The organism is Pseudodesulfovibrio senegalensis, from assembly GCF_008830225.1.
GTDB lineage: Bacteria > Desulfobacterota > Desulfovibrionia > Desulfovibrionales > Desulfovibrionaceae > Pseudodesulfovibrio > Pseudodesulfovibrio senegalensis.
Genome location: NZ_WAIE01000002.1, coordinates 338,564 through 365,061 on the forward strand (window position 1 = coordinate 338,564; position 26,498 = coordinate 365,061).

General features: G+C 59.1%; 23 protein-coding genes and 1 tRNA gene. 9 read left to right on the forward strand and 15 right to left on the reverse strand.

The features are described 5' to 3' along the window. Positions 1 to 25: 25 nt before the first annotated feature. Both F8A88_RS07860 and pyk read left to right on the forward strand, forming a co-directional pair. A complete protein-coding gene (locus F8A88_RS07860) occupies positions 26 to 940 on the forward strand; it encodes a selenium metabolism-associated LysR family transcriptional regulator (RefSeq protein ID WP_151150573.1) in 915 nt (304 codons plus the stop codon). Between the two features lie 66 nt (positions 941 to 1,006). Further along, a complete protein-coding gene (pyk, locus tag F8A88_RS07865) occupies positions 1,007 to 2,434 on the forward strand; it encodes a pyruvate kinase (protein ID WP_151150574.1) in 1,428 nt (475 codons plus the stop codon). Positions 2,435 to 2,441: 7 nt separating this feature from the next. Here the strand turns inward: pyk and F8A88_RS07870 are convergent, their stop codons facing one another. From F8A88_RS07870 to F8A88_RS07885, 4 genes are read right to left on the reverse strand one after another with little or no spacing between them, the layout of a single operon-like run. Continuing rightward, on the reverse strand, positions 2,442 to 3,281 hold the full coding sequence (locus F8A88_RS07870) for a menaquinone biosynthetic enzyme MqnA/MqnD family protein (protein ID WP_151150575.1): 840 nt from the start codon (positions 3,279 to 3,281) through the stop codon (positions 2,442 to 2,444). Continuing rightward, entirely contained in the window at positions 3,278 to 4,342 is a 1,065-nt protein-coding gene (mqnC, locus tag F8A88_RS07875; protein ID WP_151150576.1) for a cyclic dehypoxanthinyl futalosine synthase, read from the reverse strand. The genes F8A88_RS07870 and mqnC overlap by 4 nt, the downstream gene beginning before the upstream one ends. 38 nt (positions 4,343 to 4,380) lie before the next feature. After that, positions 4,381 to 5,484, reverse strand: a complete 1,104-nt coding sequence (gene mqnE / locus F8A88_RS07880) for an aminofutalosine synthase MqnE (protein ID WP_151150577.1) — start codon at positions 5,482 to 5,484, stop codon at positions 4,381 to 4,383. Continuing rightward, entirely contained in the window at positions 5,477 to 6,136 is a 660-nt protein-coding gene (locus F8A88_RS07885) for a TetR/AcrR family transcriptional regulator (RefSeq protein ID WP_151150578.1), read from the reverse strand. Before F8A88_RS07885 ends, mqnE begins: the two co-directional genes overlap by 8 nt. A 115-nt stretch (positions 6,137 to 6,251) precedes the next feature. On the opposite strand from F8A88_RS07885, the gene F8A88_RS07890 reads away from it, so the two are divergent. Further along, complete coding sequence (locus tag F8A88_RS07890; RefSeq protein WP_151150579.1) at positions 6,252 to 7,103, forward strand: 1,4-dihydroxy-6-naphtoate synthase; 852 nt, start codon at positions 6,252 to 6,254, stop codon at positions 7,101 to 7,103. 3 nt (positions 7,104 to 7,106) lie between these two features. On the opposite strand, the gene F8A88_RS07895 is transcribed toward F8A88_RS07890, so the two are convergent. The 5 genes from F8A88_RS07895 to F8A88_RS07915 all read right to left on the reverse strand — a co-directional run bounded on the left by F8A88_RS07895 (position 7,107) and on the right by F8A88_RS07915 (position 12,626). Further along, positions 7,107 to 7,877, reverse strand: a complete 771-nt coding sequence (locus tag F8A88_RS07895) for an FkbM family methyltransferase (RefSeq protein ID WP_151150580.1) — start codon at positions 7,875 to 7,877, stop codon at positions 7,107 to 7,109. A gap of 31 nt (positions 7,878 to 7,908) precedes the next feature. Then, positions 7,909 to 8,802, reverse strand: a complete 894-nt coding sequence (locus F8A88_RS07900; RefSeq protein WP_151150581.1) for a DMT family transporter — start codon at positions 8,800 to 8,802, stop codon at positions 7,909 to 7,911. A 141-nt stretch (positions 8,803 to 8,943) separates the two neighbouring features. After that, a complete protein-coding gene (locus F8A88_RS07905; RefSeq protein WP_151150582.1) occupies positions 8,944 to 9,207 on the reverse strand; it encodes a hypothetical protein in 264 nt (87 codons plus the stop codon). A 69-nt stretch (positions 9,208 to 9,276) separates the two neighbouring features. After that, positions 9,277 to 9,807: a ribosome biogenesis factor YjgA gene (gene yjgA, locus F8A88_RS07910; protein ID WP_151150583.1), complete on the reverse strand. Its 531-nt coding sequence runs from the start codon at positions 9,805 to 9,807 to the stop codon at positions 9,277 to 9,279. A gap of 119 nt (positions 9,808 to 9,926) precedes the next feature. Continuing rightward, on the reverse strand, positions 9,927 to 12,626 hold the full coding sequence (locus F8A88_RS07915) for a cation-transporting P-type ATPase (RefSeq protein ID WP_151150584.1): 2,700 nt from the start codon (positions 12,624 to 12,626) through the stop codon (positions 9,927 to 9,929). 219 nt (positions 12,627 to 12,845) lie between these two features. On the opposite strand from F8A88_RS07915, the gene F8A88_RS07920 reads away from it, so the two are divergent. Together F8A88_RS07920 and F8A88_RS07925 are read left to right on the forward strand one after the other, a co-directional pair. Further along, complete coding sequence (locus F8A88_RS07920) at positions 12,846 to 13,358, forward strand: phosphate-starvation-inducible PsiE family protein (protein ID WP_241667387.1); 513 nt, start codon at positions 12,846 to 12,848, stop codon at positions 13,356 to 13,358. Next, positions 13,355 to 13,849 carry a hypothetical protein gene (locus F8A88_RS07925; RefSeq protein ID WP_151150585.1) on the forward strand — a complete coding sequence of 165 codons (495 nt, stop codon included), beginning with the start codon at positions 13,355 to 13,357 and terminating at the stop codon, positions 13,847 to 13,849. Before F8A88_RS07920 ends, F8A88_RS07925 begins: the two co-directional genes overlap by 4 nt. 116 nt (positions 13,850 to 13,965) lie before the next feature. Here the strand turns inward: F8A88_RS07925 and F8A88_RS07930 are convergent. The 5 genes from F8A88_RS07930 to F8A88_RS07950 form a co-directional block, all read right to left on the reverse strand. After that, positions 13,966 to 14,052, reverse strand: a tRNA-Leu gene (locus tag F8A88_RS07930). Positions 14,053 to 14,134: 82 nt separating this feature from the next. Further along, entirely contained in the window at positions 14,135 to 15,868 is a 1,734-nt protein-coding gene (locus tag F8A88_RS07935) for an HAL/PAL/TAL family ammonia-lyase (RefSeq protein WP_151150586.1), read from the reverse strand. A 15-nt stretch (positions 15,869 to 15,883) separates the two neighbouring features. Further along, positions 15,884 to 16,591, reverse strand: coding sequence for a histidine utilization repressor (hutC, locus tag F8A88_RS07940; RefSeq protein WP_151150587.1), 708 nt, complete (start codon positions 16,589 to 16,591; stop codon positions 15,884 to 15,886). A 455-nt stretch (positions 16,592 to 17,046) separates the two neighbouring features. Next, positions 17,047 to 20,082 (reverse strand): proline dehydrogenase family protein, encoded by a 3,036-nt coding sequence (locus tag F8A88_RS07945; RefSeq protein WP_151150588.1) that lies wholly within the window; start codon positions 20,080 to 20,082, stop codon positions 17,047 to 17,049. A gap of 24 nt (positions 20,083 to 20,106) precedes the next feature. Further along, a complete protein-coding gene (locus tag F8A88_RS07950; RefSeq protein ID WP_151150589.1) occupies positions 20,107 to 20,574 on the reverse strand; it encodes an Lrp/AsnC family transcriptional regulator in 468 nt (155 codons plus the stop codon). Between the two features lie 206 nt (positions 20,575 to 20,780). Here F8A88_RS07950 and F8A88_RS07955 point away from each other — a divergent pair, with 206 nt between their 5' ends. The 4 genes from F8A88_RS07955 to F8A88_RS07970 are packed head-to-tail and all read left to right on the forward strand — an operon-like array spanning position 20,781 to position 24,447. Beyond that, the gene (locus F8A88_RS07955; protein ID WP_151150590.1) at positions 20,781 to 21,884 is read left to right on the forward strand and encodes an ABC transporter permease; all 1,104 of its coding nucleotides are present in this window, start codon (positions 20,781 to 20,783) and stop codon (positions 21,882 to 21,884) included. 9 nt (positions 21,885 to 21,893) lie between these two features. After that, entirely contained in the window at positions 21,894 to 22,682 is a 789-nt protein-coding gene (locus tag F8A88_RS07960; protein WP_151150591.1) for an ABC transporter ATP-binding protein, read from the forward strand. 2 nt (positions 22,683 to 22,684) lie between these two features. Further along, positions 22,685 to 23,824, forward strand: coding sequence for an MlaD family protein (locus F8A88_RS07965; protein WP_241667388.1), 1,140 nt, complete (start codon positions 22,685 to 22,687; stop codon positions 23,822 to 23,824). 8 nt (positions 23,825 to 23,832) lie between these two features. Beyond that, positions 23,833 to 24,447, forward strand: coding sequence for an ABC-type transport auxiliary lipoprotein family protein (locus F8A88_RS07970; RefSeq protein ID WP_151150592.1), 615 nt, complete (start codon positions 23,833 to 23,835; stop codon positions 24,445 to 24,447). Positions 24,448 to 24,452: 5 nt separating this feature from the next. Here the strand turns inward: F8A88_RS07970 and F8A88_RS07975 are convergent, their stop codons facing one another. Next, positions 24,453 to 26,384 carry an ATP-binding cassette domain-containing protein gene (locus tag F8A88_RS07975; protein ID WP_151150593.1) on the reverse strand — a complete coding sequence of 644 codons (1,932 nt, stop codon included), beginning with the start codon at positions 26,382 to 26,384 and terminating at the stop codon, positions 24,453 to 24,455. Between the last annotated feature and the right edge of the window lie 114 nt (positions 26,385 to 26,498).

Consider the following 26,498-nt stretch of genomic DNA (forward strand, 5'->3'; position numbering starts at 1 on the left):
TTCTCTATGGATTGCAGGTGTTACCATGGATATGAGGAAGCTCGAAGCTTTTTGCCGGGTCTATGAACAGCGCAGCTTTTCCAAGGCCGCCAAGGTGTTGTTTTTATCCCAACCCACAGTCAGTTCGCACATATCCTCTCTTGAGGAAGAACTGGGAATCCTGTTGTTCGACCGCCTGGGGCGTTCCATTCTTCCCACCGAAGCGGCCGAGATTCTTTACGGCAGCGCCCATTCCGTGTTCGAGCGCCTTGAAGACGCCAAAATCAGAATTCAGCTCCTTCAGGACAAGGTTGTCGGGGATCTGCACCTCGGTGGCAGCACTATTCCGGCCACGTATTTCCTGCCGCAGATCATGGGCGCATTTGCCACCGCGTATCCGGATGTAACCTTTCATGTCGAGGTGGGCGATTGCAAATCCATCACCGACCGGGTTGTTTGCGGCGAACTGTTGCTTGGCGTGGTGGGCGCGCAGCCTCATGCGCCGGAGCTTGAGTCCGAGCTTGTTTTGGAAGACGATGTTGTCTTGGTGGCGCATGCCGACCTTGCGCGGCGGCTTTCCGGCCATGCCGTGAGTATCCGTGATCTTTCGCAGTTGCCGTGGATCATTCGCGGCAAGGGTTCAGGTACGCGCGAGGCCTTTGAATGCGCGGTGGAGCCGTTCGGCATCCTGCCCCACATGGATGTTCGCGCCTGTGTGGACAACACGGCCACGGCCATGGAATGCGTGTTGGCGGGCATGGGTGTGACGGTCACCTCAAAGACCGTTGCCCGCCGCTACAGAGGACGTTCCGGCCTTGTGGTGTTGGATGTGCCGGACCTTGCTCTCAAGCGCGAATTTTATCTGACCTACCGCAAGGACCGCCGTCTGTTCCCTGCAGCCGAGGCATTCATGCGCTTTTTCCGCGAGCATGGTGCCGACCTGCTTGCGGAAGACACGTGATTGTCGCTTTGTCCTGTTTGCCTGTGCCGCCAAATCCTGTAGTGTCAGAAGCACTGGAGGATTTGGATGAAAACCACGATCATAGCCACACTCGGCCCGGCATCGCGCGAACCCGCCACCATGGAAGCCATGGTCCGCGAAGGCGTGCGCGTGTTTCGTCTCAACTTTTCCCATGGCGACGCCGCTTCATTCGCTGACGCGGTGCGCGACATCCGCGCCATCTCGGCGCGATTGGACATCGTGCTGACGGTTCTGGCCGATCTCAGCGGCCCCAAGATACGTGTCGGCGAACTTGACCATTCCCCTGCACATGTCGTTCGCGGGCAGGAGGTTCTGCTTGGCCCAGTTGAACGCCGCCCGGCGCATGACCTGGACGCATTGTTCCTGCCCTTTGACCATCCCGTGATCCTTTCCGAGCTTAAGGAAGGGGATGCCGTGCATCTGAGTGACGGCATGCTTCGTTTTACGGTAGTTCGTTGCGTGGAGCCGGGAGCCGTGTTCGCGCTCAGGGCCATCAATGGAGGACTGCTGACCTCGCACAAGGGAATCGCCTTTCCGGGCAAGTTCATCTCCATCCCCGCGCTTACGGACAAGGACAGGATCGATCTTGTCGAGGCGCTTGATCTGGGCGTTGATGCCGTGGCCATGTCGTTCGTGCAGTCAGGGCGCGATATTCTCGATTTGCGCGATGCAATGGAAAAGGACGGCCGTGTGCTGCCCATCATCGCAAAAATGGAGCAGCGGGCCGCTTACGACAATCTGCAGGCCGTTCTGGAGGCCGCCGACTGTCTCATGGTTGCCCGGGGTGATCTGGGCGTGCAATGCCCCCTGCCGGAGCTGCCCATCATGCAGAAGACCATCATCGATGCCTGCCGCGCCAAGGACAAGCCGGTCATCGTGGCCACGCAGATGCTTATTTCCATGGTTGACAATCCTGCTCCCACCCGGCCGGAAACCACGGATGTGGCCAACGCCATATTGGACGGGGCGGACGCGGTCATGCTTTCCGAGGAAACGGCCATCGGCAAGCATCCGGTGGAAGTGGTGGAATACATGGCCAGCATCGCCCAGCAGGCCGAGGCATATGGGTTGAAGAAGAACGGCGGCCCGCTTTCGCCCGAGGGCCGGGAAGATCCGGAACGGACCCTGGCCTATTGCGCCTGCCTGTTGGCGGACCAGACCGATTCGACCGCACTGGTTTGCCACACCCGCTCGGGAACCACGGCCTTGCGAGTCAGCGGGCGGCGGCCCGTGCAACCCATTTACGCGCTTTCTCCAAACACCGGCTCGCTGCACATGCTGAATCTGAGCTGGGGCGTGATTCCCCGTCTTGTGGACAGGAAGCATACCAGCCATTTGCGGCGCTGCGAGGCGTTCGTGCAGGCGTGCGCGGATTTTGCGCCGGGGCAGAGCGTGGTCATCACCGCCGGACAAAAAACGCCCGGTCGCATGGACCTGCACACCAACGAGGTCAAGGTCTACTACAAGGGCTAGGCCGGGCTCACGCCGGGACGCGGTCCTGGATTTGCAAAAAATCCAGTTCGGGCACGGCCGGGATTTCGTCGCATTCGTACAGGTAGCGGTAGAAGAGCTTCAGGCCTTCCTGCTGCTCGGGGCCGAGGTCGTAGACCAGCCCGTCGAAGTAGGAGCACATCTGCGCGTTGTCCAGCATGCTTGATTGTGCGGCCAGCACGCAGAGTTCATCAATGTGGTCCTGCCCCCATTGTTTTGCCCGCAGCATGGTGGCGCAGCCCTCGATGGCCTTGTGCGGATTCGTGGCCACGGCCGTGCGCTGCACAATCCAGACACCGAAGATGAAGGGCAGGCCGGTCTGGTCGCGCCATGCCTCGCCAAGGTCCACACGCACCGGATAGTCGGCATGGTGGCGCAGGTTCAGGGCCTCGTCCCCGATGCACAGGATGGCGGCGGGGCGCTGGCCGTCGGCAAGCGTCCGGGTGGCATCGCCGGTCCGGTATTCCACGGAAATGTTCCACTGCTTCATGAGCACGCGCAGCAGGGCCGCAGACGTATGGGTCTGGGCGCTGACCAGAATGGTCTGGCCGGCCAGTTCGCGCACCGGGACGCGGCTCAGCAACAGTACGCTCTGCACCGGGCCGCGGCTGCCGATGGCGATGTTTGGCAGCAGGTGGTATTTTTCCGGGTGGCGTGCGTATTCCACGCTCGATGCCGCGGAAATGTCCAGCTCGCCTTTGTCCATGAGCACGTTCAGTCGGGCGGGCGGTCCGGAAACGATGTGGAAATCGTTGGGCAGTATCCCGGTTTCCAGCGGATGGTAGATGGGCAGCACGTTCAGGTAGCCGATTTTTCCAAGTGCGATCATGACTGTTTTTCCAGCAAGGTATAGTCCATGGTCCGCTGCTTGGGGGTATAGCCCGCGTCCTTGACCAGCCGATGAATTTCCGCGGCGGAAAGCCGGAAGGACACGCCTGCGGCCTTGACCACGTTTTCCTCGATCATGGTGGAGCCGAAGTCGTTGCCCCCGAAATGCAGGGCCATCTGCGCGATACCCGGTCCCATGGTCACCCACGACACCTGGATGTTGTCCACGTTGTCCAGCACGATGCGCGAGATCGCAAGCGTGCGCAGATATTCCACGCTGGTGAGCTTGCGGCAGTGGGGCAGAGCCGTGTGGTCGGGCTGGAAGGTCCATGGAATGAACGCGGTGTACCCGCCGGTCCTGTCCTGGCTTTCGCGCACCGCAAAAAGATGCTCCAGCCGCTGTTCCGGGGTTTCCACATGGCCGAACATCATGGTGGCCGTGGTGCGCAGGCCCTGTTTGTGCGCTTCTTCCATGACCCCGAGCCATTGCCCGGCCGGGCATTTGTTGGGCGCCACCTCTGAACGGACAGCGTCCACGAGGATTTCCGCGCCCCCGCCCGGAATGGAATCCAGCCCGGCCGCATGCAGCCTGCGGATGACTTCGGCCACGCTGATGTTGTTCAGTTCGCTGAAATAGACGATCTCCGGCGGGGAAAAGGCGTGCACGTGCACCGTGTGGTTGTCCTTGATGTAGCGCAGCATGTCCTCGTACCAGGACAGGGGCAGGTCCGGGTGGTGCCCGCCCTGCATGAGAATCTGGGTGCCGCCCAGTTCAAGGGTTTCCTCGATCTTTTGCCCGATTTGCTCATGGCCGAGCACGTAGCCGCCGTCCTGTTCGGGCGCGCGGTAGAACGCGCAGAACTTGCAGCCGCACACGCAGATGTTGGAATAGTTGATGTTGCGGTCGGACACATAGGTGACCATCGGCTCGGGGTGCTTGGCCATGCGCACGGCATGGGCCAGAAATCCGAGCTCGTGAAAGTCCGCTTCGAGGTATAGCGTGCGCGCCTCGTCAAAGTCGATGCGTTCTCCGTGGAGAACCTTGTCGTATATGGTGTTCATTGTCTGTTCCCGGAAAATGATTCGCGTGATGGTTGCGGCTATACTTCGTTGAATTGCGCGTCGCGCCGGACCGGTTCCATGCCGCAGCCGCGGATCATGCCTTCCAGTTCCTGCACGCTCATGGACTGGGCCGAGTCCGCTCCGGCCTCGTGGCCGATTTTTTCCTCCACCACGGTGCCGTCGAAATCGTCCGCCCCGAACTTGAGCGCGGCCTGCGCCACCTTGACTCCCAGCATGATCCAGTAGGATTTGATGTGGCTGATGTTGTCCAGCATAAGGCGGCTGATCGCGATGGTGCGCAGCTGTTCCAGCCCGGTCAGCGGGCTGGGCACCTTGAGCTTGCTGTTTTCGGTCAGGAAGGGCAGGGGGATGAAGCAGGTGAAGCCGCCGGAGGCGTCCTGCTGCTCGCGCAGCCGGATCAAATGGTCCACCCTGTGTTCGCGAGACTCCAGATGTCCGTAAAGCATGGTGCAGTTGGTTCGGATGCCCATGGCGTGCGCCTCGCCGTGGATGCGCAGCCATTCGTCGGCGTCGATTTTCCGTGGGCATATCTGTTGGCGGATTTCCGGATCGAAGATTTCCGCGCCCCCGCCTGTGAGCATGTCCAGCCCCGCGGTCCGCAGCCGGGTCAACACCTCGGCGGTGCTCAGCTTGGCAAGGGACGCGAAGTGGGCGATCTCGGTGACCGTGAAGCTCTTGATCACGGTGTGGGGCAGGCGCTCCCTGACCAGCGCAAGCAGTTCCTCGTAGTAGGAAAGGGGCAGGGTCGGATGACAACCACCCACGATGTGGATTTCGTTGGGTTCTGCGGCGTTGGCGTCCAGCTTTGCGGCCACGTCTGCCATGCTCAGGGTAAAGGCCCCGGTGCGGGATTCGTCCTCACGCTGGTAGGCGCAGAACACGCAGCCGTTCACGCACACGTTGGTGTAGTTGATGTGCTGGTTGACCACGTGGTAGGTCTTGCGGCCGTGCATGCGCGTGCGCACATGGTGGGCAAGCGTGCCCACGGCCAAAGGCTCGTCGCATTCAAACAGGCGTAAGCCGTCTTCACGGCTCAGGCGTTTCCCTTCCATGACTTTTTCCTGCACATCCCCGAGTCCGAGGTTGGCGTAAAAGTTGTTTTTGATGAAGAATTCAATCATGGCTCACTGTGCCCGACAAGCCGCCCCGCAAAAGGTCCAGCATGCTGTCGAGTCTGGTTTCGATGGTTGTGCGGTCCGCGCCGTGGAGGTTCAGATCGCCGTCCAGAAAAGGCACGGCAACCGACTGGAGAAAACGGTCCACGGTGGTGTCCAGAAGATATACGGCCATGTCCGGGTCCACGTCCGTGCGCAGTTGCCCGGCTTCCATGGCCTCCCGCACGATGGAATGCAGGAATTTGGCGGATGTTGCGCGTATTTTCTTCAGGAACTGTTCGCGCATGGGAAAATTTTCCTGAAAAAGCATTTTCAGGTAGATGCGGTAGATGTGGGGGTGTGCCTCGATGAAGTCGGCCCCGGCAAGGGTGATGCGCCGAATCCGGGTAAACAGCTCGTCCCCCTGGGTTTCCATGCGGATCTGCTTGAGCGGCGCCTTGAGCATGGACACCGCATGGCCGAAAACGTATTCGAGCAGTCCCTGCTTGTTGCCGAAATATTTGAACAGGGACCCCTTGGCAATGCCCAGCCGGTTCACCATGCGGTTGACGCTGGCCTGATGGAATCCGTGGTCCGCGAATTCCCGCGTGGCCTCGGTCATTATGCGCTGGCGTTTTTCCGGGTCGATGTTCTCGAAAGTGGTGTTTTTGGTAGGCATTGTCTTTCCTGTCCGATGGTGGCATCATGGTCGGTGACCGGGTGGTCACCACAGTGTGTATAGCCGCCGGTCCATGGTGTCAATGCCTTTCAACCTCAGCCCTTGCGGTGTGTGCATGATCGATACGCTCAGTTTTGCCCATTCTCCCTGTCCCAACGACACGTTCATTTTTCACGCCTTGAATGCGGGGCTGGTTCCCGGTCCGTGCCTTGATATGGACGTGCGTTTGGCGGACATTGAGGAGTTGAACTCCATTGCCGCGCACGAACTGGCCGACGTGGTCAAGGTCTCGGTGGCGGCGGTGGCAGGATTGCTGGACAGGTATGTGGTTCTGACTGCGGGCGGGGCGTTGGGGCGCGGCGTTGGGCCTGTGTTGGTCTCCGGTTCCGGCTGCACCGTGCCGGATCTTGATGGTCAGCCCGTGGCAATCCCGGGTTTCCATACCACGGCGAATCTGCTGTTCGGCCTGTTTTGCAAGCAGCAGGGCATTGCTCCCGAACTCACGGAGTTGGTTTACGATCAGGTCATGCCCGGCGTGAGCAACGGCCGGGTCCGGGCCGGGGTGGTTATTCATGAGGGTCGTTTTACCTTTGCGGCCCACGGCCTGCAAAAGCTTATGGACCTCGGCCAGTGGTGGGAGCAGTATACCGGATTGCCCCTGCCGCTGGGATGCATCATGGTCCGTCGTTCGCTGGGCATGGGCGTGGCGCGCGCAGTAGACCGGGCCATTCGGGCCAGCCTTGAATACGCGTGGGCCAATCCCGATGCCTCGCGAGAGTATGTGCGCGAGCATGCGCAGGAAATGCAGGACGAGGTCATCGACCGCCATATCAGGACCTTTGTGACCGATTACAGCCTTGACGTGGGAGCCGAGGGAGAGGGAGCCATCATGGCACTTCTTGAAGAGGCCTGCCGCATGGACGGCAATTCCTTGCCGGACCTTCCGATTTTCGTTCCCGGCAAATAGGGTTCAGGGCAGCAGCAACAGACAGTCGCCCGGGTCCGCATAGCCCCCGCCGTGCAGGAATCGCCGTACGTCCGGTGCCGGGATGATTTCCCGGGCAGTGACCCGGAACGCGGCGTCGTATCCTCGGAACGCGTGCAATATCGTGGCGGTCTTGGCGCGAACATAGTCGTTCCGCTGTTCGTCGTTCATATCCAGCCCGAGGTTGTGCGGATGCAGCGAAAGCAGCACGGTGGGCTTTCGGTCGGTGATGAAGTCGCCCATGGCCGGGATGGTTTCGTATTCGCCGCCCTCAATGTCCATTTTCACGAATTCCACAGCGTTCAGTTCATCGGCGAAGAGCCGGGCCGCATCCACGGCCGGAACCTCGAACGTGGTATCGCCGTGGTCCAGCAAGGTGGAGGATTCGCTCATTCCGGCCTGTCCGGGCGAGGTCATGGAAACGGTCCCGTCAAAATCGGTGAGCGCGGCCCTGTGCAGCTCGATGTTTCGTGCCAGTTCCGGATTCAGGGCCAGGTTGGCTTCCAGTGCCTCGAATGCCGTATGGTCCGGTTCAAAGGCGTGCACCGTGCCCGCGATGTGGGCGGCAAAAAGCGCGGTGGGACCGATCCATGCCCCCACGTCGGCCACGGTTGATCCAGGCCGGATGTGTTTTTCAAAGACTTGAAAAGTAGCGGGTTCCCAACGGTTTGCGGCCAGCAGGTTCCAGAATTTTTCCAGCTTTGGTTCCACATGGGCGGCAAAGGAACGCCCCGACACGGTGAATGTCTTTTGCATGCCGTGGATATGGCATGAAAAACGACGGTTGTCAGCTTTGGTTTTTGTTTTTCCCCTGGCTGTGCCAGACCCCGGCAAGCACCAATCCGCAGCATGCGTATTGCAGTAGGCTCAGGCGTTCGCCCAGCAGCAACCAGCTCAGCAGCAGGGTGAAAACCGGAATGAGGTTGATGAATGCGGATGCCTGCCCGGCCGGAAGGCGGCTCATGCCCACGTTGTAGAGCCCGTAGCCGCCGACAGTGACCACAATGCCCAGAAAGACGATGGTGCCGATGCCTACAGGGTCGAAGACCACCGGAGGTACGGTGGTCGGCAGGAACAGCAGTGGGAAAAAGAAGACCGTACCCACGGCGGCCTGAACCATTGTCAGGAACCACGGGTTGTAGCGGTCACTGAGGAATTTGAGCGTGATCATGTATCCTGTGGTGCAGACCATGGCCATGAATTCCAGAAAGTTGCCCAGAACCGGGTTGGGGGCGTTGTCTGTCTTTTCCGACAACAGGGAGAGCAGTGCAGCCCCGGCAATGGCCATGATGAACCCGGTGGCCGTGCGGCGCGTGAACGGTTCCTTGAGGATGAATCGTGCGGCGATCGCGACCATGAGCGGGGCCATGGCGCAGATCATGCCAGCCTGTGAGGCTTCCGTGTACTGCAGGGCCGAAGACTCGAATATGAAATAGAGGCCGGGTTCGCATATGCTCATGAACAGCAGCAGTTTCCAGTCGCCGGGCCTGTAGTTCACGTTGCTGAAATTGCGGCTGAAAGCGATCAGGCACAGGCATCCCAACAGCATGCGGAAAAAAAGCACGACCATGGGGTCGTAGATGCTGAAGGCGATCTTGAGCGCAGGAAACGAGCTGGCCCAGAAAAGTGCTGCGAGAAGCAGGGCAGCGTATGCGGCTGGCCTGCCGTGCAAAAGGGTCATGAGGCATTCCTTGTACGGTAGACTGTTTGACGCGGCAGCAATACCATTGCGTCCCGTCAAAGGACAGTGATTTCGAACCGGTAAATAAAAAAGGCACCCGGAGTGTTCCGGATGCCTTTTCTTTTTGAAGAAAGGTGATGGTCAGCGGCAGACAGCCAGCAGGTTGAAGGGCTTGTAGCCGTTGTCCGGGTTTTCCGCATAACGGCAGCCGAGGTTGGAATCGTCACGCTTGTTGGTGATGTCATCATCGGATCCGTCGTAGTGCGGACAGTCGTTGTTGTTGCACACGAGAATGACTCCCCATCCTGACTGGGGCGGAGCCACCCACGGTTCCAGAGGCGTGTTGCAGTGCGGGCACACGCGGTCTTCGAGTTCGGTGGTCACACCGGCGTATGTATGTTTCACGGAAGTTCCTCCTGCGGTTGATGAACGTCGTTTGTTTACCGCATCAATGTAAGACCTGGATCGGCCGCGTCAAGCCCGGGATTCGGTTTCGGCCTGCTGTGCTTCGTTTTGGTCGCGCAACAGTCGGAACAGTTCCCGGAAGGCCTTGGGTTTTGCCCCGGTGTCCCGCTCCTTGCGCGCGTTGCGCACGATCTGGCGGAACCGCTGGCCATCCATGTCGGGGAACCGCTCGAACAGTTCCTCCACCAATGCATCGTCACCGCCCACGAGCGCGTCCCGCCATTGCTCCACCTGATGGAATTCTCTGGTGGTGGCATCGCGTCCGCTGCGGATGTCGTCCAGATAGGCCCGAATCGGTCCGGTATCCACGTCGCGCATGATTTTTCCCACATATTGGGAGTGGCGGCGTTTGGCCTCATGCTTTTTCAGGCTCTTGGCAAAGAGGATTTCCTTTTCGAGCAACGGTGGCAGGCCGGCCTTGCGAATCTGGTCCGTGCTGAGCGCGGCCAGTTCGTCGCCCATCTTCTGCAGGGCGGCCATGTGTTTTTTCATCTGGGTCCGGCTGGGCCGGTCCTCATGCTGGTCGTTTTGATGCGGCATGCTTCCTCCGCGCGCTCTGTTACATGCTCGGGACCGGACTGGCAAGTCGGTACGCCCGGGCCTGTGCGCAACACAGGTTCACCTTTTTTCGGCCCGTGTCCGTGTCCGAGAGCCGAGAATCACTGCCTTCGTGCGTCGCGCCGCTTGTCCATTTCCACAAGCAGAAAGACAATCACGCCGCAGGCCAGCACCTTGAACCAGCCGAACAGGGATATGGGCGCGCTGCCGAACACCGTGTTCATGAACGGGACATATGTGTATGCGAGTTGCAGCAAAAACGAGAACAGGAACCCGCCTATGACCCACGGATTGCTCATTATGCCGAGATCAAAGGGGGAGCGCTCGAACGAGCGTGAGTTGAAGAGGTAGAACGCCTCCACAGCCACGAAAACGTTGACCGCCATGGTCCGGGCTTCTTCGATGGTCGCTCCGGTGAGGACTTCCAGCTTGAAAAGACCAAAGGCCGAGGCCAGCAGCAACAGGCTGACCATGGCCACCCGCCGGATGATGACCTTGTCCCAGAGGGGTTTGTCCGGCCGGCGGGGCGGGCGGTTCATGATGCCCTTTTCCTTTGGTTCGAATGCCAGCATCATGCCCAGACTGCCTGCCGTGGTCATGTTGATCCACAATATCTGTACCGGCAGGATGGGCAGGGTGGCGCCGAACAGTATGGCCGCGAGGATGACGAGCCCTTCACCCGCGTTGGTGGGCAGGGTCCAGGCAATGAACTTGGTCAGGTTTGCGAAAACACCCCTGCCTTCTTCCACGGCGGCCTCGATGGTGGCGAAATTGTCGTCCGTGAGCACCATGTCCGCCGCTTCCTTTGCGGCCTCGGTGCCGCTTTGGCCCATGGCTATGCCGATGTTCGCCTGCCTGAGGGCCGGGGAGTCGTTGACCCCATCGCCGGTCATGGCGCAGATTTCACCCTGTGACTGCAGAGCCATGACCAGTCTGAGTTTCTGCTCCGGCGAAACACGCGCAAAGACCGAAACCTCACGCACGTCCTCCATGAGCTCGGTGTCGGACATGTCTGCGATTTCCCTGCCGGTCAGCACCCTGCAACTATTCGATTTGACGCATTCGGACCGTTCCAGTCCCAACATGTTGCCGATGGCCTGCGCCGTTACCGCGTGGTCGCCTGTGATCATTTTCACGTCCACGCCCGCCCTGTGGCAGTTGTTGATGGCTTCTTTGACTTCCGTGCGTGGAGGGTCGATCATGCCCTGAAGCCCCAGGAATTCCATGTTTGATTCCAGGCTGTGCTTGTCGAAGGAGTCGGGGTCGGCAATGCGCTTGCGCGCCAGAGCCAGAACACGCAATCCTTTGGACGCAAGGGTTATCTGCGTGTCGTTGATTTCGTTCTTGTCTGGAGTGGCCGAGGTGCCGTCAGGACCAAGGGCCGCGTTGCAGCGGGCGAGGATTACTTCCACGGCCCCCTTCATATAGGCGATATGGCCGTCCGGCCCCTTGTGCAGGGTGGCCATGTATTGAAGGTCCGATTCAAAGGGGATTGCGCTTACACGGGGGTGGGAGCGGGATTCGGTTGCCTGGTCCAGCCCGCCCTTGGCAGCGGCAACCAGCAGGGCGGCCTCTGTGGGATCTCCCTGAATGGTGGTTTTGCCTTCGGATTCCTTCAGGTCCGCATCGTTACAGAGCATGCCCGCCCGCAGGCATTCCTGCAAGACTGTTTCCGATTCACGGGTTGCGCCGTTCTGTGGGGTGATGACGCCTTCTGTGTCGTACCCCGAGCCGGAAACCGCATACGATGCCTGACCGCAGTATATTGCCTGCACGGTCATTTCGTTGCGGGTCAGGGTTCCGGTTTTATCCGAGCAGATCACCGTGGTGCCGCCAAGGGTTTCCACGGCGGGCAGCTTGCGGATGATGGCCCGCTTTTCGGCCATGCGCGAAACGCCGAGCGCGAGGATGACCGTGATGGCAGCGGGCAGGCCTTCGGGGATGGCCCCGACCGCAAGGGCTACGGCGGCCATGAGCATTTCCGTTGCCGGTTCGTCGCGAAGTACGCCGAAAACAAAGGCGAATCCTGCAAGGAAGAGGATGGCCACCAGCAGGATGTGGCTGAAGTGAGCAATCTTCCGTGTCAGGGGAGTCATGATGTCCTGCGCGGATTCCACCAGGCCGGAAATGCGGCCCAGTTCGGTGTTGCCGCCTGTTGCCACCACGACGCCGCGCCCCTGTCCGTAGCTGACAATGGTCCCGGCGTAGGCCATGCCGTGCCGGTCTGCGAGCACTGCGTCCTTGGGCGATTCGTTGCTGTTCTTGTTGGTGGGAATGGATTCTCCCGTGAGTGTGGATTCATCCACGCGAAGTTCCCAGCTTTGCACGATACGCATATCTGCAGGGATTTTGTCACCGGAGCCGAGCAGCACCACGTCTCCCGGCACGAGTTGGGATGCGTCCATGGTCTGTTTGGTGCCGCCGCGAATCACCGTGGCTTGAACCCGCATGGACGAGGCAAGGGCGCTGAGTGCCCGCACCGCCTTGAGTTCCTGGAAAAAACCGGTCACTGCATTGACCAGAACCACGCCGAGAATGACGATGGAATCGACCCACTCGCCAAGGGCTGCGGTGATGATTCCTGATATGATGAGAATGTATATGAGCGGTTGATGGAATTGCAGCAAAAACCGTTTCCAGGCAGGTTGCGTTTTTTTACTCGCAATGACGTTCTCGCCAAAATCCTTGAGACGGCTTTCTGTTTCAAATACGTCCAGCCCTTTTTCCGTATCCACATCAAGCAGCTCCGCTGCTTTTTCCGCTGTAATGTGATGCCAGCATTTATCCAGAAGTGTCTGCATGTCGGTCTCCTGTTTATCGGGGTGCACCGGGCAGGGCGCATGGTTCATCCATTTTGAGATTGAAACATATTTTCCGGAAAGGTCAAGGGCGATCGAATTCTCGTTATATGGAAGTCTGCATGCACATTGACAATCCTTCCTGTTCACGAAATAGTGCTATGAAATGTAAACTGCAATTTTCCGATAGTTCGGGCTCGGACCGGGCCGCAGGGGGGAATAGTGTTCTTTTGCGATCACAAGAAATATTCGCATGAAAACGAAGACGGATTCATCCGTTTTCTTTGGAAGACCATACGACTCTGTGTCCGCGTTCTGGCCGCGCTCATGACGCTGGTTATTGTCTGGGGCATTTTCGATGTGGTTTACGTGTTGTATCAGCGCATGACCACGCCGCCGTATTTTTTGCTGGACATCAACGACATATTGGCCACGTTCGGTGCCTTCATGGCCGTGCTCATAGCCATCGAAATTTTTGCCAACATCGTTATCTATCTCCAGTCGGAGATGATTCATCTCCGGCTCGTGATTTCCACGGCACTGATGGCTGCGGCACGAAAGGTCATCGTGCTTGATTATTCCGTGAACAATTATCAGGAAGTTCTGGCCGTGGGCTGTGTCATCCTTGCACTGGCCGTGTGTTATTGGCTGATAGTACTTTCTGCCCGGCATCAGGACCAAGACGACACCGTAAACCAAAAGGCGGAACAGCCTTTCCAAAGGAGTGAACAATGAAGACTGGAAGAATCGTACTCGTCACGTTTGTGATCATGTGCTGCCTGGCCTCTGCCGCACTTGCGGATACGAGCAATGTTCTGGCCGACAAGCAGAAGGTCAAGACCTTCCTGACCGCCGACAAGGACAAGAAAACCTCGTTTTACACGGCAAAATGGGGTGACACATTCAAGAATTGCCGAGGAAATGACGTTTCGGTCAAGGTCGTTGCTGCGGCGGTGCGCCAAAGTGCATCATCCTATTCCTATGTATGGCGCGACATCTATACCCGCACCAGCCAGACCGATCTCATGGTGGAACTGTACATTGATTCCAAAAAAGTGCTGCTGGTGGAAAATCCGGAAAGAACCGGCATCGCCTTCGACCACATCCTGCCCGGCGGTGAAAGTCTCGAGGTGGTTGTGGACGGTTCCGAATATTCCACAAGCATGACCTTCGACGTCCGCGTGGTGAGTGATGCGCCTTCGCTGGAGAGCATGTGCGGCCTGTAAATTGACATGGATGAGTTGCAAACCAAAAACCCCGGCCATCAGGCCGGGGTTTTTTTGTCGTGCGAAAAAAGTCACGAAAAAAGGGCTGCAACCTGTGTTGCAGCCCTTTTGATTTCTGGTGCCGAAGAGAAGACTCGAACTTCCACGCCCGTGAAGGCACATGGTCCTGAACCATGCGTGTCTACCAATTCCACCACTTCGGCTCGGCAGATGGGTTTATATATATGCCGGTTCTGCTTTGCAAGCTTTTTTTTCAGATTTTTTGCATTTGCCCGAAATGATAAGTTATTCCATGTCTTCCCACGGCAGGGGAACAAGGGGGGAGACCACGTCCGGCACTCGGCCGGATTCCACGAAAGAGGCCAGCCGGGCAACATCGTCGGCCAAGTATCTGTCTGTGCGCACCACCGGAAACAGGCCGTGCTCATCCAGTGCTGCCAAGAGTGCTTCCGAAGCCGGGCTGAATTGTTTTTCGTGGTCGGAAAGCGGATGCTCTCGGCTGACTTCGGCATTGAAGACCATGCCGTTGCCGTGCCCGTTCATGCGGTCCTTGAGCGTGTTCAATTCCTCATTGACCCAGTCCGGGGGGGTGGCTTCCGTGGGAATGGTCCCCAGCCGTTTGCGAACGGCAATGGCCTGACGGATGTAGGCCAATTCGATGGCCAGCACATGGGCGGTCCTGGGCAGGGTCTTGAGCAGGCGCACGGCAAGGCCTGTTCCCATGCTTACGTGGTCTTCCTGCCCCGAGTTGGTGGAAATGTTGAACAGGTGACTGGGCATGCATTGACCCCAGATATCGTTGGTCAGCGAAGCTGACGCGTATTCCAGCATCATCATTCCGCTGGATAACGCTTGGTCCTCTCCGGCCATGTCCGGCCATTTGAGGTCGCGCCCGAGACCCTTGTTGCGTACCGGGTCCACAAAGCGCACGGAGCGCATATGCGCGAGATTGGCCATGATGGAAAGGGCCTGCATGAGGTTGTAAATCTGCACGGCGACGGGCATGCCGTGGAAATGGCCGCCGGAGACGATGTCCGTGAATTTCCCGTGTGCGTCCGGTAACAGTATGGGGTTGTCCGTGGCGCTGTTGGCCTCGGTGAGCAGGGCCTTTTCCGCAGTGGCGATGAGATCGTGGCAGGTCCCCAGCACCTGTGCGGCGCAGCGGATGTTGTAGGGGTCCTGCACCTGTCCGTCGGTCTTGAAATCCCTGTGTGCCGCGCGGATGGGTGAATTCTTCATGAGCCGCCATATCCAGTCGGCAACGCGCCGCGCTCCGGCATGGGGCCGCAGCGCATGGAAGTCCGGGCGGAAATACGTATCCGGCGCAAGCATGACCTGCGCCACGAGCGCGGAGTTCACGGCCGCGGTGCGCAGCAGGTCTTTGAGCTTGGCGCAGGCGGCAAGGCCCAGCGCGTTCATGAATTGCACGCCGTTGTTCAGGGCCAGCCCTTCCTTCATCTCGAATCGCAGCGGACGCAGGTTCGTTTTTTCCAGCGCCGCTTTTGCGGGCATGCGTTCCTGTCCGAAAAAGACTTCCCCCTCGCCCATGAGGGCCATGGCAATGTGCGAGAGCGGGGCGAGGTCGCCGCTGGCACCCACCGATCCGAGTTCCGGCACAACCGGGGTTATGCCCGCATTGAGCAGGTCCAGCAGGCCCTGCACCAGTTCGGGGCGCACGCCGCTGAATCCGCGGGCCAGCGAATTGGCCCGCAGCAGCATGGTCATGCGCACAACAGTTCGGTCCATGGGCTCGCCCACGCCCACGGCATGGGAAAGGATCAGGTTGCGCTGCAGGTCGCACAGGTGTTCGTCCGGCACGGAAAGGTCCACGTTGTGGCCGAATCCCCGGTTGAAGCCGTAGGCCGGAATTTCCTGTTCCCTGACGTGGCGTACTATCTGTTCGCGTCGTTCTGTCAGCATTTGGCGCGTGTCCCGCGCCAGCTCCACGCGGCTGCCGTTTGCCGCGCTCATGACATGGGTGAGCGTGAGTTGCCGTGTATGGTCGATGATGACGGTCATGCTTTTCCTGAATTGTTAGGATGCGGGTTCAAAGGTGCCCCCGAAGCTGAAGCGCGACCCCGGGTAGAGCAACTCGGCATAGGATACAAGGCGGTCGCGGGACCATGTCTTGCGCCGCAGCATCAGGCATGGTTCGTCCGGTCCGATGTTCAGGAACCGTTGTTGTTCCCGGCTGGGCAGCACTGCGGTCAATTCGTGCTCGGCCTTCTGGAGCGGCGCATCCTGCATGAGATAGGTGTGGGCCGTTGTGGTGGAAAAGTCCACTTCCAGATATTTCGGGGCGGTACGCAGGTCCACGTAGCGGTCTTCCAGCTGGATGGGGACGCTGTTTTCGCAGTGTACCACCTTGGAGCGGGCAATGTTTTTGCCCTTGCCGAAAACATGGGTGGTCAGTGAGGATTCCGGTTCGGCCGCCAGATACATGAGTTCGCAACTGTAGTGCCCGCCACGGTTTTTTATTTCATCCGCAATGTTCTTGATGACCAGCAGCTGGCTGCGCGGCGTGCGCCGGGAAACGAATGAGCCGAGGCCCCGCTGGCGGTAGATCACGCCCTCGGCGGCCAGTTCCTTGAGCGCGCGGTGCACGGTCATGCGGCTGGCGTCGAACAGGGCCATGAGTTCGGATTCGGCCGGAATCTGATGCTCGGGCGGCCAGTCGCCATTTTCGATATGGCTGAGAATATGTTCCCGTATTCGGGAAGAGAGGCTTGGTTTTCTGGGCATGGCTGCTCCGTGTCTGGTGTATGTGTGTTGGCGGTCTGTATATATGGTTGAGTTGGGGGAAAATGCAAGAGGAGGGTATGGAGGTGGGCCGCATGCGGTTGTTTCGGTGATCCCCCAGTTGATTGGCGGGATTGGTGGCTCGTGCTTTAAACATACGGCCGGGACCAGCCCAACGTTGCCCGTCGTTGTGAGTATGAGCTTTTACTCCGTGCGACGGCAGAAAAAGAAGGTCACCCTGAAGGGCGAAATCTTAAATGAAGGTGATTTTACGGTGTTTGACTGCGCGTCAGCGCAACCACACAATAAACGCTTCATGCCAACCCTTACCCTACCGCGCGCCAGCGCAACGGCTATCCGTGCAATGCATGATCGAAGCGAGATTGATGTGTTGGACGATAAAAAAAAGCGGCGGCACCACCTGATGCCACCGCTTCGTTTTTCTGTCGTTCAATCCCTTATTCCACCCAGTCATCGTCCTCGCTGATGGGCGCAAATCCCCGGCGCATGGTGTTTTCACACACAAGGCGCGGGTCCATGAACTGGAGCAGGTAGTCCGGGCCGCCGGACTTGGAGCCCACGCCGGACATCTTGAATCCGCCGAATGCATGGCGTTCCACCAACGCGCCCACGGACGGTTTGTTCAGGTACAGGTTGCCCACCCGGAACTCGCGCGAGGCGCGTTCCAGATGCTTGGGGCTGCGTGAATAGATGGCCCCGGTCAGGGCAAAGCGCGTGGAGTTGGCCCACGCAAGGGCCTCATCCATGTCCTTGGCCTTCATGACGGCCAGTACCGGGCCGAATACCTCTTCCTGCGCAATGCGGTGTTCGGGCGTGATGCCGTCCACGATTGTCAGGGGCACGTAGCAGGCGTCGTTGATCTTGTATTTGTCGTCGGCCTCGCGCTGCACCACGATGTTGCCTTCTTCGGCAGCGATCTTGGCGTAACGCAGCACGTTCTTGGCCGCGGCCTTGTCCACCACCGGTCCCATGTAGTTGGACGGGTCCTCGGACGGTCCGAGTTTGATGGACTGAGCGGCCTCTCTGAGCCGATGAATGAAGCGGTCGTAGATGGAATCCAGCACGATGGCCCGGGAACAGGCCGAGCATTTCTGGCCCTGAAAGCCGAAGGCCGAGTAGAGCACGCCCAGCACGGCCTCGTCCAGGTCCGCGTCGTCGTCGATGATGACCGCGTTTTTGCCGCCCATTTCCGCGATGACCTTCTTGCACTGTTCCTGTCCGGGTTGCACGACCGCGGCCTTTTGCTGGATGCGCAAGCCCACCTCCATGGACCCTGTGAAGGCGATGAGCGATACGTCCGGGTGTTCCACGATGTAGTCGCCGATGACCGAGCCTCGTCCCGGCGTGTAGTTGAATACACCGGCGGGCAGGTCGGCCGCGCGGAACATTTCGGTGAGCATCCAGCCCACCACCGAGGACAGGCCCGAGGGCTTGTAGATCACCGGGCAGCCTGCCACGATGGCGGCGGATACCATGCCCACGGAAATGGCGAACGGGAAGTTCCACGGCGCAATGACAGCGGCAATGCCCTTGCCCTGGTAAAAATACCGGGAATCTTCGCCCGGAGCCACGCCCATGCGTTTCGGCTCGCCCAGCCGGATCATTTCGCGGGCGTAGTATTCAAGGAAATCGATGGCCTCGGCCACATCGGCCTGGGCCTGATCCCATTGCTTGCCCACTTCCAGCACTTGCAGGGCGGAGATCTTGTGGATGTTTTTCTTGCACCAGTCGGCAGCATCCAGCAGGTACTGGGCGCGCTTTTTGGGTGATACGTCGCGCCAATCCAGATAGGCGGCCTTTGCGCCGGTCAGGGCGTCGTCGATTTCCGGCTTGCCGGCCTGACAGATGGTGCCGATGATTTCGGACGGGTCAGCCGGGTTGTATGAATCCAGCGTGTCGTCCGTGGTCACCTCCTGCCCGTTGATGAACAGGGGGTACTGCGCGTTGAGTTTGGTGCGCCACTGGGCAATGGCCTCGGGATAGGCCTCGCGTTCGGCCTGTATGGTGAAGTCTGCGGGCGGGAAGTTGCTGAACGCAGGGATTTCGCCGTTGAGCGCCTGCACGGGCGGACGGCCCGCATGGGTACGGCAGGGCTTTTCCGCCAATTGGCGTTGCAGGGTTTCTTCGGGATTTTCCAGCAGGCGGTCCATGTCCGCCTCGTCCGCAAATGTCTGCTTGAGGAACGATTCGTTGGCGGTGTTTTCCAGCAGACGGCGCACGAGGTAGGCCATGCCGGGTATCAGTTCGCCGTACGGGCAGTAGAGCCGCACGCGCTTGGCCACGTTCTTGAGGCCCTTGCGCACGGGTTCGGCCATGCCGTAGAGCACCTGGAATTCGTATTGCTCTTCGGGCACGTTCAGCGCCTTGGCCATCTCCATGACCGCGGCAATGGAGCGGATGTTGTGCGAGGCGCAGGCAAAATGGCAGATGTCGTGGTTTTCCAGAATGATTTTGGAGACTTTCTCATAGCAGATGTCGGACTCGGGCTTGCGTGTCCAGACCGGAACGGGCCACGCGTTCTGTTTGGCCAGCACGGTCTCGTAGTCCCAGTAGGCACCCTTGACCAGCCGTATGGATACCGGCAGGTTTTCCTCGCGCGCCCATTCAATGAAGTCGCGCACGTCCTTCTCGGTTTCCTTGAGGTATGCCTGGAACACGATGCCCAGATGCGGGTAGTCGCGGTACTTGGTGCGCAGCATCTTGTAAAGCTCGATGGTGGCTTCCTTGTACTTGAGCTGTTCCATGTCGATGCACATGAACCCGTTCATGTCCATGACCTTGCGATACACCGGCTCGATGCGTTCCATCATGCCTTTGGCCGTGCCTTCCACGTCCACGGGTTTGGACTGGGAATAAAAGGCCGAGGGCTTGACCGCCACGTTGACCTTGGGCGCGTGGCCCCAGTCGAGGTCCTTGCCGTCCAGCCCCTGCCACTTGTCGCACTCCTTGTGGATGGCGCCGAGGACGTCGAGGTAGCCTTCCATGTAGGCCGTTGACTCCTCTTCGGAAACCGTGGCCTCGCCCAGAAGGTCCAGCACAAAGGCGAACCCGTCCTTTCTGAGCTTGCGGATGCCTTTGACCGCTTCCTTTCCTTCCTGCCCGATGATGAACTGGCGGGCCATGCCTTCGATGTTGGAGCGGATGGTCTTGTTGAGCACCTTGGCCACCAGTCCGCCGCCGAACTTGGTCTTGGTGGCACCCCACTTGAGCACGTCCGGTATGTTGGAGTCTTCGCCCGCGAAATATTCCTCGATGTGGCGCGAAAGGGATTCCGAGGTGTTCAGGTAGGGCAGAACGTCCACAAAGCGGAACATCTGCACCTTGAAGTCCTCGTTTTTCATGGACCAGTCCATGACCTTGCCGGTCCACCAGCCCTTGTTGAATATGGAGGGCGCCTCGCCCGAAATGGACTGGAAGAATTCCTTGCCGCGTGCGATGATGGCAGGGTCGATCTGCCGGATATCGATGCTCATTGCTCTTGCTCCCTGACTGGCGTATCAGTCGTTTTGCAAGGGGAACCCTCTGGTTTCCTTGACGGTTGTCAGCACGATGGTGGTGTTTGTGTCACGAACGGATGCAATGGCCCCGAACTTGGCCAGCGTCTTTTGCAGGGCTTCGGTGTCCTCGGCGCGCACCTTGACCAGATAGGGGGCCTGCCCTGCGGTGTAGTGCACTTCGAGCACCTCGGGGATCTTGGCCAGTTCCCTGCCGGTGTTGAAGGACCCCGCAGGTTCATCGGTGTACACCTGCGTAAACGCGGTCAACGCCAGCCCCATGGCCTTGTGGTTGACGATGGCCTCATAACCCTGGATGAGGTCCTTGCGTTCCAGCTTGCGAACCCGCTCCAGAACGGCGGAAGGGGCCTTGCCCACCTTTCTGGCGATGTCTGCGTTGGAAATCCTGCCGTTTTCCTGAAGTATATTCAGGATTTGGATGTCAAGATAGTCAAAAGTTCTTTTGCTCATAATAAAAAAGAATATTATTCGTATTGGTATTTGTCAACCGCAATGATGTCGCCGGTAGTTCTGTTTATATGCCGAGCCGTTGTGTTCATGTGCTTTGCCTTTCCCGGTTCACTCGGCTATATCATTGTTCCAAGTCATTGTTTGATCGTGAGGTATATGAAATGGTCGCAGCGAGAAGGACAGCATCTCCCGGAAGGGGAGCTTCCATGCAGATTCGCCCCGAGCGCGGGCGGATTCGCATTGTCCTTTCCGGCAGGCTGGACGCCGCGTCCGTTTCCGAATTGTGGGATGACGCTGTGGCCGGTGTTGCGCCCGGAAGTTCCGTGGTGGCGGATTGCTCGGGTCTTGACTATCTGGACGGTGCGGGGGTGGCACTGCTGTTGAAGCTGCGAACACTGGCCCGTTCCGAAGCTCGGGGAGACCTGGAGCTGGAAGGGTTGCGCGATCGTTTGCAGCAGGTTGTGGACATGGTCTGGGACACGGACCCGGCTGTGTTGAGGGGCCACCGTGGTGAACGCCGGGGACTGGCCGTAACGCTTGGTCATTATGCCGAAGACGCCTGGCTCAACATGCGGGCCATGATTGCATTCGTGGGCGAGGCCGTGGCCATGATCGGCCAGTGTTTGCACAAACCCGGAGCCATTCGCTGGCGGGACTTCTGGCTTTCGCTTATTTCAGTGGGGGTGGACAGTCTTTCCATCGTCATGCTCATCGGGTTTCTCATGGGCCTGATCATGTCGTTTCAGTCCGCAGTGAGCCTGCAACGTTTTGGCGCGGAAATTTTTGTTCCCAACATGCTCGGGCTGGTCATGTTCCGGGAAATGGGGCCGCTGGTTACCAGCATTCTGCTGGCCGCGCGGTCCGGTTCGGCCTTTGCCGCGGAGATCGGGACCATGAAGGTCAATGAAGAAGTGGACGCTCTGGTGACCATGGGGCTTTCGCCCATGCGTTTTCTGGTGGTGCCCAAGGTCCTTTCCTCGCTGGTGGCCGTGCCGCTCATGACCCTGTTCTTCAATTTCGCCAGCCTTGTGGGCGGGGCGCTGGTCATGCTTTCCATGGGGTACCCGCTGGTGACGTTTACTTCACGGGTGTTCCACAATCTTTCATACACGGATTTTGCGGGCGGGCTGTTCAAGGCCTGCGTGTTCAGTCTGCTGGTGGCCGGAGTGGGGTGCCTGCGCGGGCTGGAAACGCGTTCCGGGGCCAGCGCTGTGGGTGATTCCACCACCAGTGCCGTGGTCAGCGGGATTATTCTCATTGCGGTTGCGGACGGCCTTTTCGCCTTGATTTTTTACTATTTGGGTATTTAGGAACGGCTCATGAGCAGTGACGACATCGCCATACGGGTTCGCAACCTGACCTGTGCCTACGGGGACTACAAGGTTGTGGACGACATCTCCTTTGACGTGCGCAGCGGCGAGATATTCGTTGTGCTGGGCGGTTCGGGGTGCGGCAAGAGCACGGTGCTCAAGCACATGATTGGCCTGTACAAGCCGGTTTCCGGCAGCATCGAGATACAGGGCGACGATATCGTTACCGCAACCGGCCGCGCCCGGGATGACATTTTGCGTCGGTTCGGGGTCATGTACCAGATGGGTGCCTTGTTCGGGTCCATGTCCTTGATTTCCAACGTCATGCTGCCGCTGGAAGAATTTACGAACCTGCCGCGCGAAGCCCGCGAAATGATCGCCCGCAGCAAGCTGGCCATGGTCGGGCTGGAGGATTTTGCCTCCAACATGCCGGCCACGCTTTCCGGCGGCATGCAGAAAAGGGCAGCCATTGCCCGCGCCATGGCGCTGGACCCGGATATTCTGTTTCTGGACGAACCGTCCGCAGGGTTGGACCCCATCACCTCGGCCGAGCTGGACGAACTCATCAGCTCGCTTGCACGCAACCTCGGTATTACATTTGTAATAGTCTCCCACGAACTCGCCAGCATATACTCGGTGGCGGATACGGTGATCATGCTGGACAAGAAGGTCCGCAAGATCGTGGCGCAGGGCGATCCGCGCGAGTTGCGCGACAGCTCGGAAAATGATTTGGTCAGGCGATTTTTTCACAGGCAGGCAGAAGCGGACACGACCGCACGAACTGCCACAAAGGATTGATCATGCGGCAATCGGATTACTTCAAGCTCGGCGTTTTCGTCATCATCGGTTCGGCCATGCTGGTCGTGGTGGTCATGGTGCTTGGCGCCGGGGAATATTTCAAGGAAACCTACACAATGGAGACCTACATCGCCGAGTCCGTCAACGGGCTTGAGGTGGGGTCGCCGGTCAAGCTCAAGGGCGTGCAGGTCGGTTCGGTTTCCCATATCGGTTTTGTTGCCAACAAGTATGACGACAGCTACCGCTATGTGCTGGTGGAGTGCGCATTGGAGCCGCGCAAGCTTGGCAGCAAGGATCATGATGAATTTCTGCGAACGCTGGATGAGGACGTGAAGCGCGGATTGCGCGTGCGGCCCACCACGTTGGGACTCACGGGCCAGCTGTACCTGAATCTTGATTATCTGGACCCGGAAACCAACAAGCCCCCCAAGATTTCGTGGCAGCCGGAGTTTGCCTACGTGCCGTCCGCTCCCAGCACCTTGAACCGGCTTGAGGCGGCCTTGAGCAGCATCAGCGGATTCTTGAGCGGCCTCAAAAAGGAAGATATTGAAACCATCATTGCGGACGTGAAGGACATCTCCGCGGCTCTGAGCAATTTTTTGCGCAAGGCGGATGTCAGGAAACTGGGCAAGGTCATCATTGCCAACCTGCAGGAAACCAGAAAGCTTCTGGCCCGGGTCAATGTGCTGCTTCAGGACCCGGCCGTGGATGAGTTGATACCGGATGCCGCCCGGACCGTGGCCGGGGTGCGCCGCATTGTCGAGGCGTCCGAAGACGATTTGGTGAGCTCGGTGCATGATGCGCGCACGGCCATGAAGAGCCTGCGCAACGCCACCGGCAGGGTGGAACAGGTCGTGGCCGATCCTGCGCTGGACAAGCAGCTGCACAAGATTGCTTCCACATTCGAAAATGTGAACAAGGCCTCCGAGGACCTGCGGTCTGCCGTGCGCAAGCTGCACGCCGTGCTTTCCCGGGCCAACGGTCTTGTGGCCGGGCAGCAGTCCAATATCGAATCCATCATGAGCGACGCGCGGTTGTTGTTGCAGAATCTCAAGGAACTGACCGAAGAGGCCAAACGCTACCCCTCGGGCGTGATTTTCGGGCAGCCGCCGCATAAGGTTGAACCGGGAGAAAGCAAGTGAGGAAAACCATGCGAAACAGTGCGTTGACGATCGGTTCCATGTTGTGCCTGCTCATGTTGTGCGGGTGTGCCGGGTTGTCCAAGAAGGCCGTGGAAAAGCACCATTATTATCTGGAGGTGCAGCGGGGCACGGCTGAAACCGTGACGCGTCCGGACGCGGTCATGCTGGTGCGGCGCATGCAGGTATCGCCGCTTTATGATGGCAGGGAGCTGGTCTATCGCATGGACGGTGGTCGCATGGAGTCGGATTTCTACAATCTCTTTTTTGTGCCGCCAGCGGAAATGGTCTCCCAGAATTTGCGCCAATGGATCGGTTCGGCAGGGCTGGTGGGCGAGGTTGTGGCCGATGCCAGCCTTGTGCAGTCGGATTACATTCTGGAAGGCATGGTCAACGCCCTGTATGCGGATTTTTCGGGGAATAGGCCGGAAGGCGTAGCTGCAATGCAGTTCTTCCTGCTGGATGCAGAAAGCGACGATGCGATCCTGTTTTCGGGTCGTTACGAGGAGCGCGTGCCCCTGTCCGGCAGATCGCCGGACGCCATCGTCGAGGGCCAGCGCAAGGCCGTGCATGCGATTTTTGAAAAGCTGGAAAACGATCTGCGTGATCGTCTGGCAACCCTGTAGGACGGTTACAGGTCTTCGGGCGCGTTTTCCAGGGCCTGTTCCAGATATTCCCAGCGGCTAAATGTTTCTTCGAGGCTGCGCTCCAGTTCTTCCAGTTCGTAGCGCAGGCTGTTGAACACGTCACCCCCCTGCTGATAGAGTTCCGGATCCGCCAGGCGTTCGTGACGCGCGGCAATGTCCGCTTCAAGCTGTTCAATACGCTCCGGAAGCCTTTTCAGTTCTTCCCGGTACTGCTGGAGTCGGAATTTATCCTTGTAGCTGAGTTTTTTGGAGGCCGTTGTCTTTGTGCCCGGGGCCGTCTTTTTTTGAGCCGGTTTGGCCTTGGTCTTTTCCTCCTGGGGCCGTTGCCGGAGCCAGTCGTCGTATCCCCCGACATATTCGCGCACGACGCCGTTGCCCTCGAAGGCAATGGTCGAGGTGACCACGTTGTTCAGGAAAGCCCGGTCATGGCTTACCAACAGTACCGTGCCCGAGTAATCCAGCAGGATTTCTTCCAGCAGATCCAGGGTTTCCATGTCCAGGTCGTTGGTGGGTTCGTCCATGACCAGAACATTGGAAGGTCGGGTGAAGAGCTTGGCTAGCAGCAGCCTGTTGCGCTCCCCGCCCGATAGTACGCTGACCGGCAGCTGCGCCCTGTCCGGGGTGAACAGGAAATCCTTGAGGTATCCCAGTACATGGCGGCGGTTGCCGTTGATGTCCACGAAGTCTGAACCCTCGGCCACGTTTTCGCGTGCGCTTTTGTCTTCGTCGAGGTGTTCGCGATGCTGATCGAAATAGCTGATTTCCAGATTCACGCCATGGCGCACATTTCCCTGCAACGGTTCCAATGTCTTGAGCAGCAGCTTGAGCAGGGTGGTCTTGCCAACGCCGTTGGGCCCCACCAGTCCGATTTTATCACCGCGCATGATCAGTGCGTCGAAGTCGTCGACGATGGGCTTCCCGTCATAGGCGAACCCGAGCCCCTTGACCTCGGCCACCATTTTGCCCGTTCGTTCGGATTCCTGAATGACCATGTCCGCCTGTCCGGTGCGCTCCCGGCGCTGGCCGCGTTGTTTGCGCAGTTCCTGCAACTGGCGAACGCGCCCCATGTTGCGGGTGCGCCGGGCCTTGATCCCGCTACGAATCCATTTTTCCTCTTCCGCCAGTTTCTTGTCGAATTTGGCGTTCTGGGATTCCTCGGCCTCCAGCGCGGCTTCCTTGCGATCCACGTAGGTGTCGTAATCGCAGTCCCAGCTGGTAATGGCGCCGCGGTCGATTTCCACGATTCGTGTTGCCAGTGCGCGCAGGAATGTGCGGTCGTGGGTCACGAACAGCAGGCTGCGGTTCTGGCGTTTGAGGAAATCTTCCAGCCAGGTGATTGAGGCTATGTCCAGATGGTTGGTGGGTTCGTCCAGTACCAGCAGGTCCGGTTCGCAGGCCAGTGCCCGGGCCAGCAGCACACGGCGTTTTACGCCGCCGGAAAGCGTGTCGAATTGATCTGCGGCCTGAATGTTCAGGTGGGAAAGCACGGTTTCTACAGTCCGGTGCACCCCCCATGCGTCATCATTTTCAATGATTTGCTGGGCCTTTTCCAGTTGGGCGACCAACGCATCGTGTTCGCCTTGGGCCTGCTCCAGCGCACGTGCGGCACGCTGATAGGCCGCAAGGTGTTCACCCAGGGTTCCCAGTGCCGAGCAGGCCACGTCGTATACGGTGCCGCCCAGTTCATTGGGCACACTCTGGGGCAGCATGGCTATGCGCACGCCCTGACTGACAGCCATTTCCCCGGAATCCGGCGGTGTATCGCCGTTGATGATGGAGAGTAGCGTGGACTTGCCTTCGCCGTTGCGACCCACAAGGCAGACGCGTTCCCCGGGTTCGATCTGGAGGTTCACCCCCTTGAGCAGCGGGGTTCCTGTAAAGTTGATGGATATGTTCTGAAGACTGACGAGCGCCATGTTGTTTGCGTGCTTTGCCGTGCGGGGCAGTGTTTCGTGTTATGGCTCCGGCAAAATGAAAAGGGGGCCGGTTCCGGCCCCCTGACATACGCTTTGCGGGCAGGAGTCGCAAGT

Bases quoted from the DNA above. Each gene is read 5' to 3' on its own strand.
- mqnE (WP_151150577.1), bottom strand. From the start codon at position 5,484: ATGATTGAATTCTTCATCAAAAACAACTTTTACGCCAACCTCGGACTC.
- F8A88_RS07925 (WP_151150585.1), top strand. From the start codon at position 13,355: ATGAAGACTGGAAGAATCGTACTCGTCACGTTTGTGATCATGTGCTGC.
- F8A88_RS07955 (WP_151150590.1), top strand. From the start codon at position 20,781: ATGCAGATTCGCCCCGAGCGCGGGCGGATTCGCATTGTCCTTTCCGGC.
- F8A88_RS07895 (WP_151150580.1), bottom strand. From the start codon at position 7,877: ATGCAAAAGACATTCACCGTGTCGGGGCGTTCCTTTGCCGCCCATGTG.
- F8A88_RS07870 (WP_151150575.1), bottom strand. From the start codon at position 3,281: ATGATCGCACTTGGAAAAATCGGCTACCTGAACGTGCTGCCCATCTAC.
- yjgA (WP_151150583.1), bottom strand. From the start codon at position 9,807: ATGCCGCATCAAAACGACCAGCATGAGGACCGGCCCAGCCGGACCCAG.
- F8A88_RS07890 (WP_151150579.1), top strand. From the start codon at position 6,252: ATGATCGATACGCTCAGTTTTGCCCATTCTCCCTGTCCCAACGACACG.
- F8A88_RS07915 (WP_151150584.1), bottom strand. From the start codon at position 12,626: ATGCAGACACTTCTGGATAAATGCTGGCATCACATTACAGCGGAAAAA.
- F8A88_RS07885 (WP_151150578.1), bottom strand. From the start codon at position 6,136: ATGCCTACCAAAAACACCACTTTCGAGAACATCGACCCGGAAAAACGC.
- F8A88_RS07970 (WP_151150592.1), top strand. From the start codon at position 23,833: ATGCGAAACAGTGCGTTGACGATCGGTTCCATGTTGTGCCTGCTCATG.
- hutC (WP_151150587.1), bottom strand. From the start codon at position 16,591: ATGCCCAGAAAACCAAGCCTCTCTTCCCGAATACGGGAACATATTCTC.
- F8A88_RS07945 (WP_151150588.1), bottom strand. From the start codon at position 20,082: ATGAGCATCGATATCCGGCAGATCGACCCTGCCATCATCGCACGCGGC.
- F8A88_RS07900 (WP_151150581.1), bottom strand. From the start codon at position 8,802: ATGACCCTTTTGCACGGCAGGCCAGCCGCATACGCTGCCCTGCTTCTC.
- F8A88_RS07860 (WP_151150573.1), top strand. From the start codon at position 26: ATGGATATGAGGAAGCTCGAAGCTTTTTGCCGGGTCTATGAACAGCGC.
- F8A88_RS07935 (WP_151150586.1), bottom strand. From the start codon at position 15,868: ATGACCGTCATCATCGACCATACACGGCAACTCACGCTCACCCATGTC.
- pyk (WP_151150574.1), top strand. From the start codon at position 1,007: ATGAAAACCACGATCATAGCCACACTCGGCCCGGCATCGCGCGAACCC.
- F8A88_RS07975 (WP_151150593.1), bottom strand. From the start codon at position 26,384: ATGGCGCTCGTCAGTCTTCAGAACATATCCATCAACTTTACAGGAACC.
- F8A88_RS07960 (WP_151150591.1), top strand. From the start codon at position 21,894: ATGAGCAGTGACGACATCGCCATACGGGTTCGCAACCTGACCTGTGCC.
- F8A88_RS07965 (WP_241667388.1), top strand. From the start codon at position 22,685: ATGCGGCAATCGGATTACTTCAAGCTCGGCGTTTTCGTCATCATCGGT.
- mqnC (WP_151150576.1), bottom strand. From the start codon at position 4,342: ATGAACACCATATACGACAAGGTTCTCCACGGAGAACGCATCGACTTT.
- F8A88_RS07950 (WP_151150589.1), bottom strand. From the start codon at position 20,574: ATGAGCAAAAGAACTTTTGACTATCTTGACATCCAAATCCTGAATATA.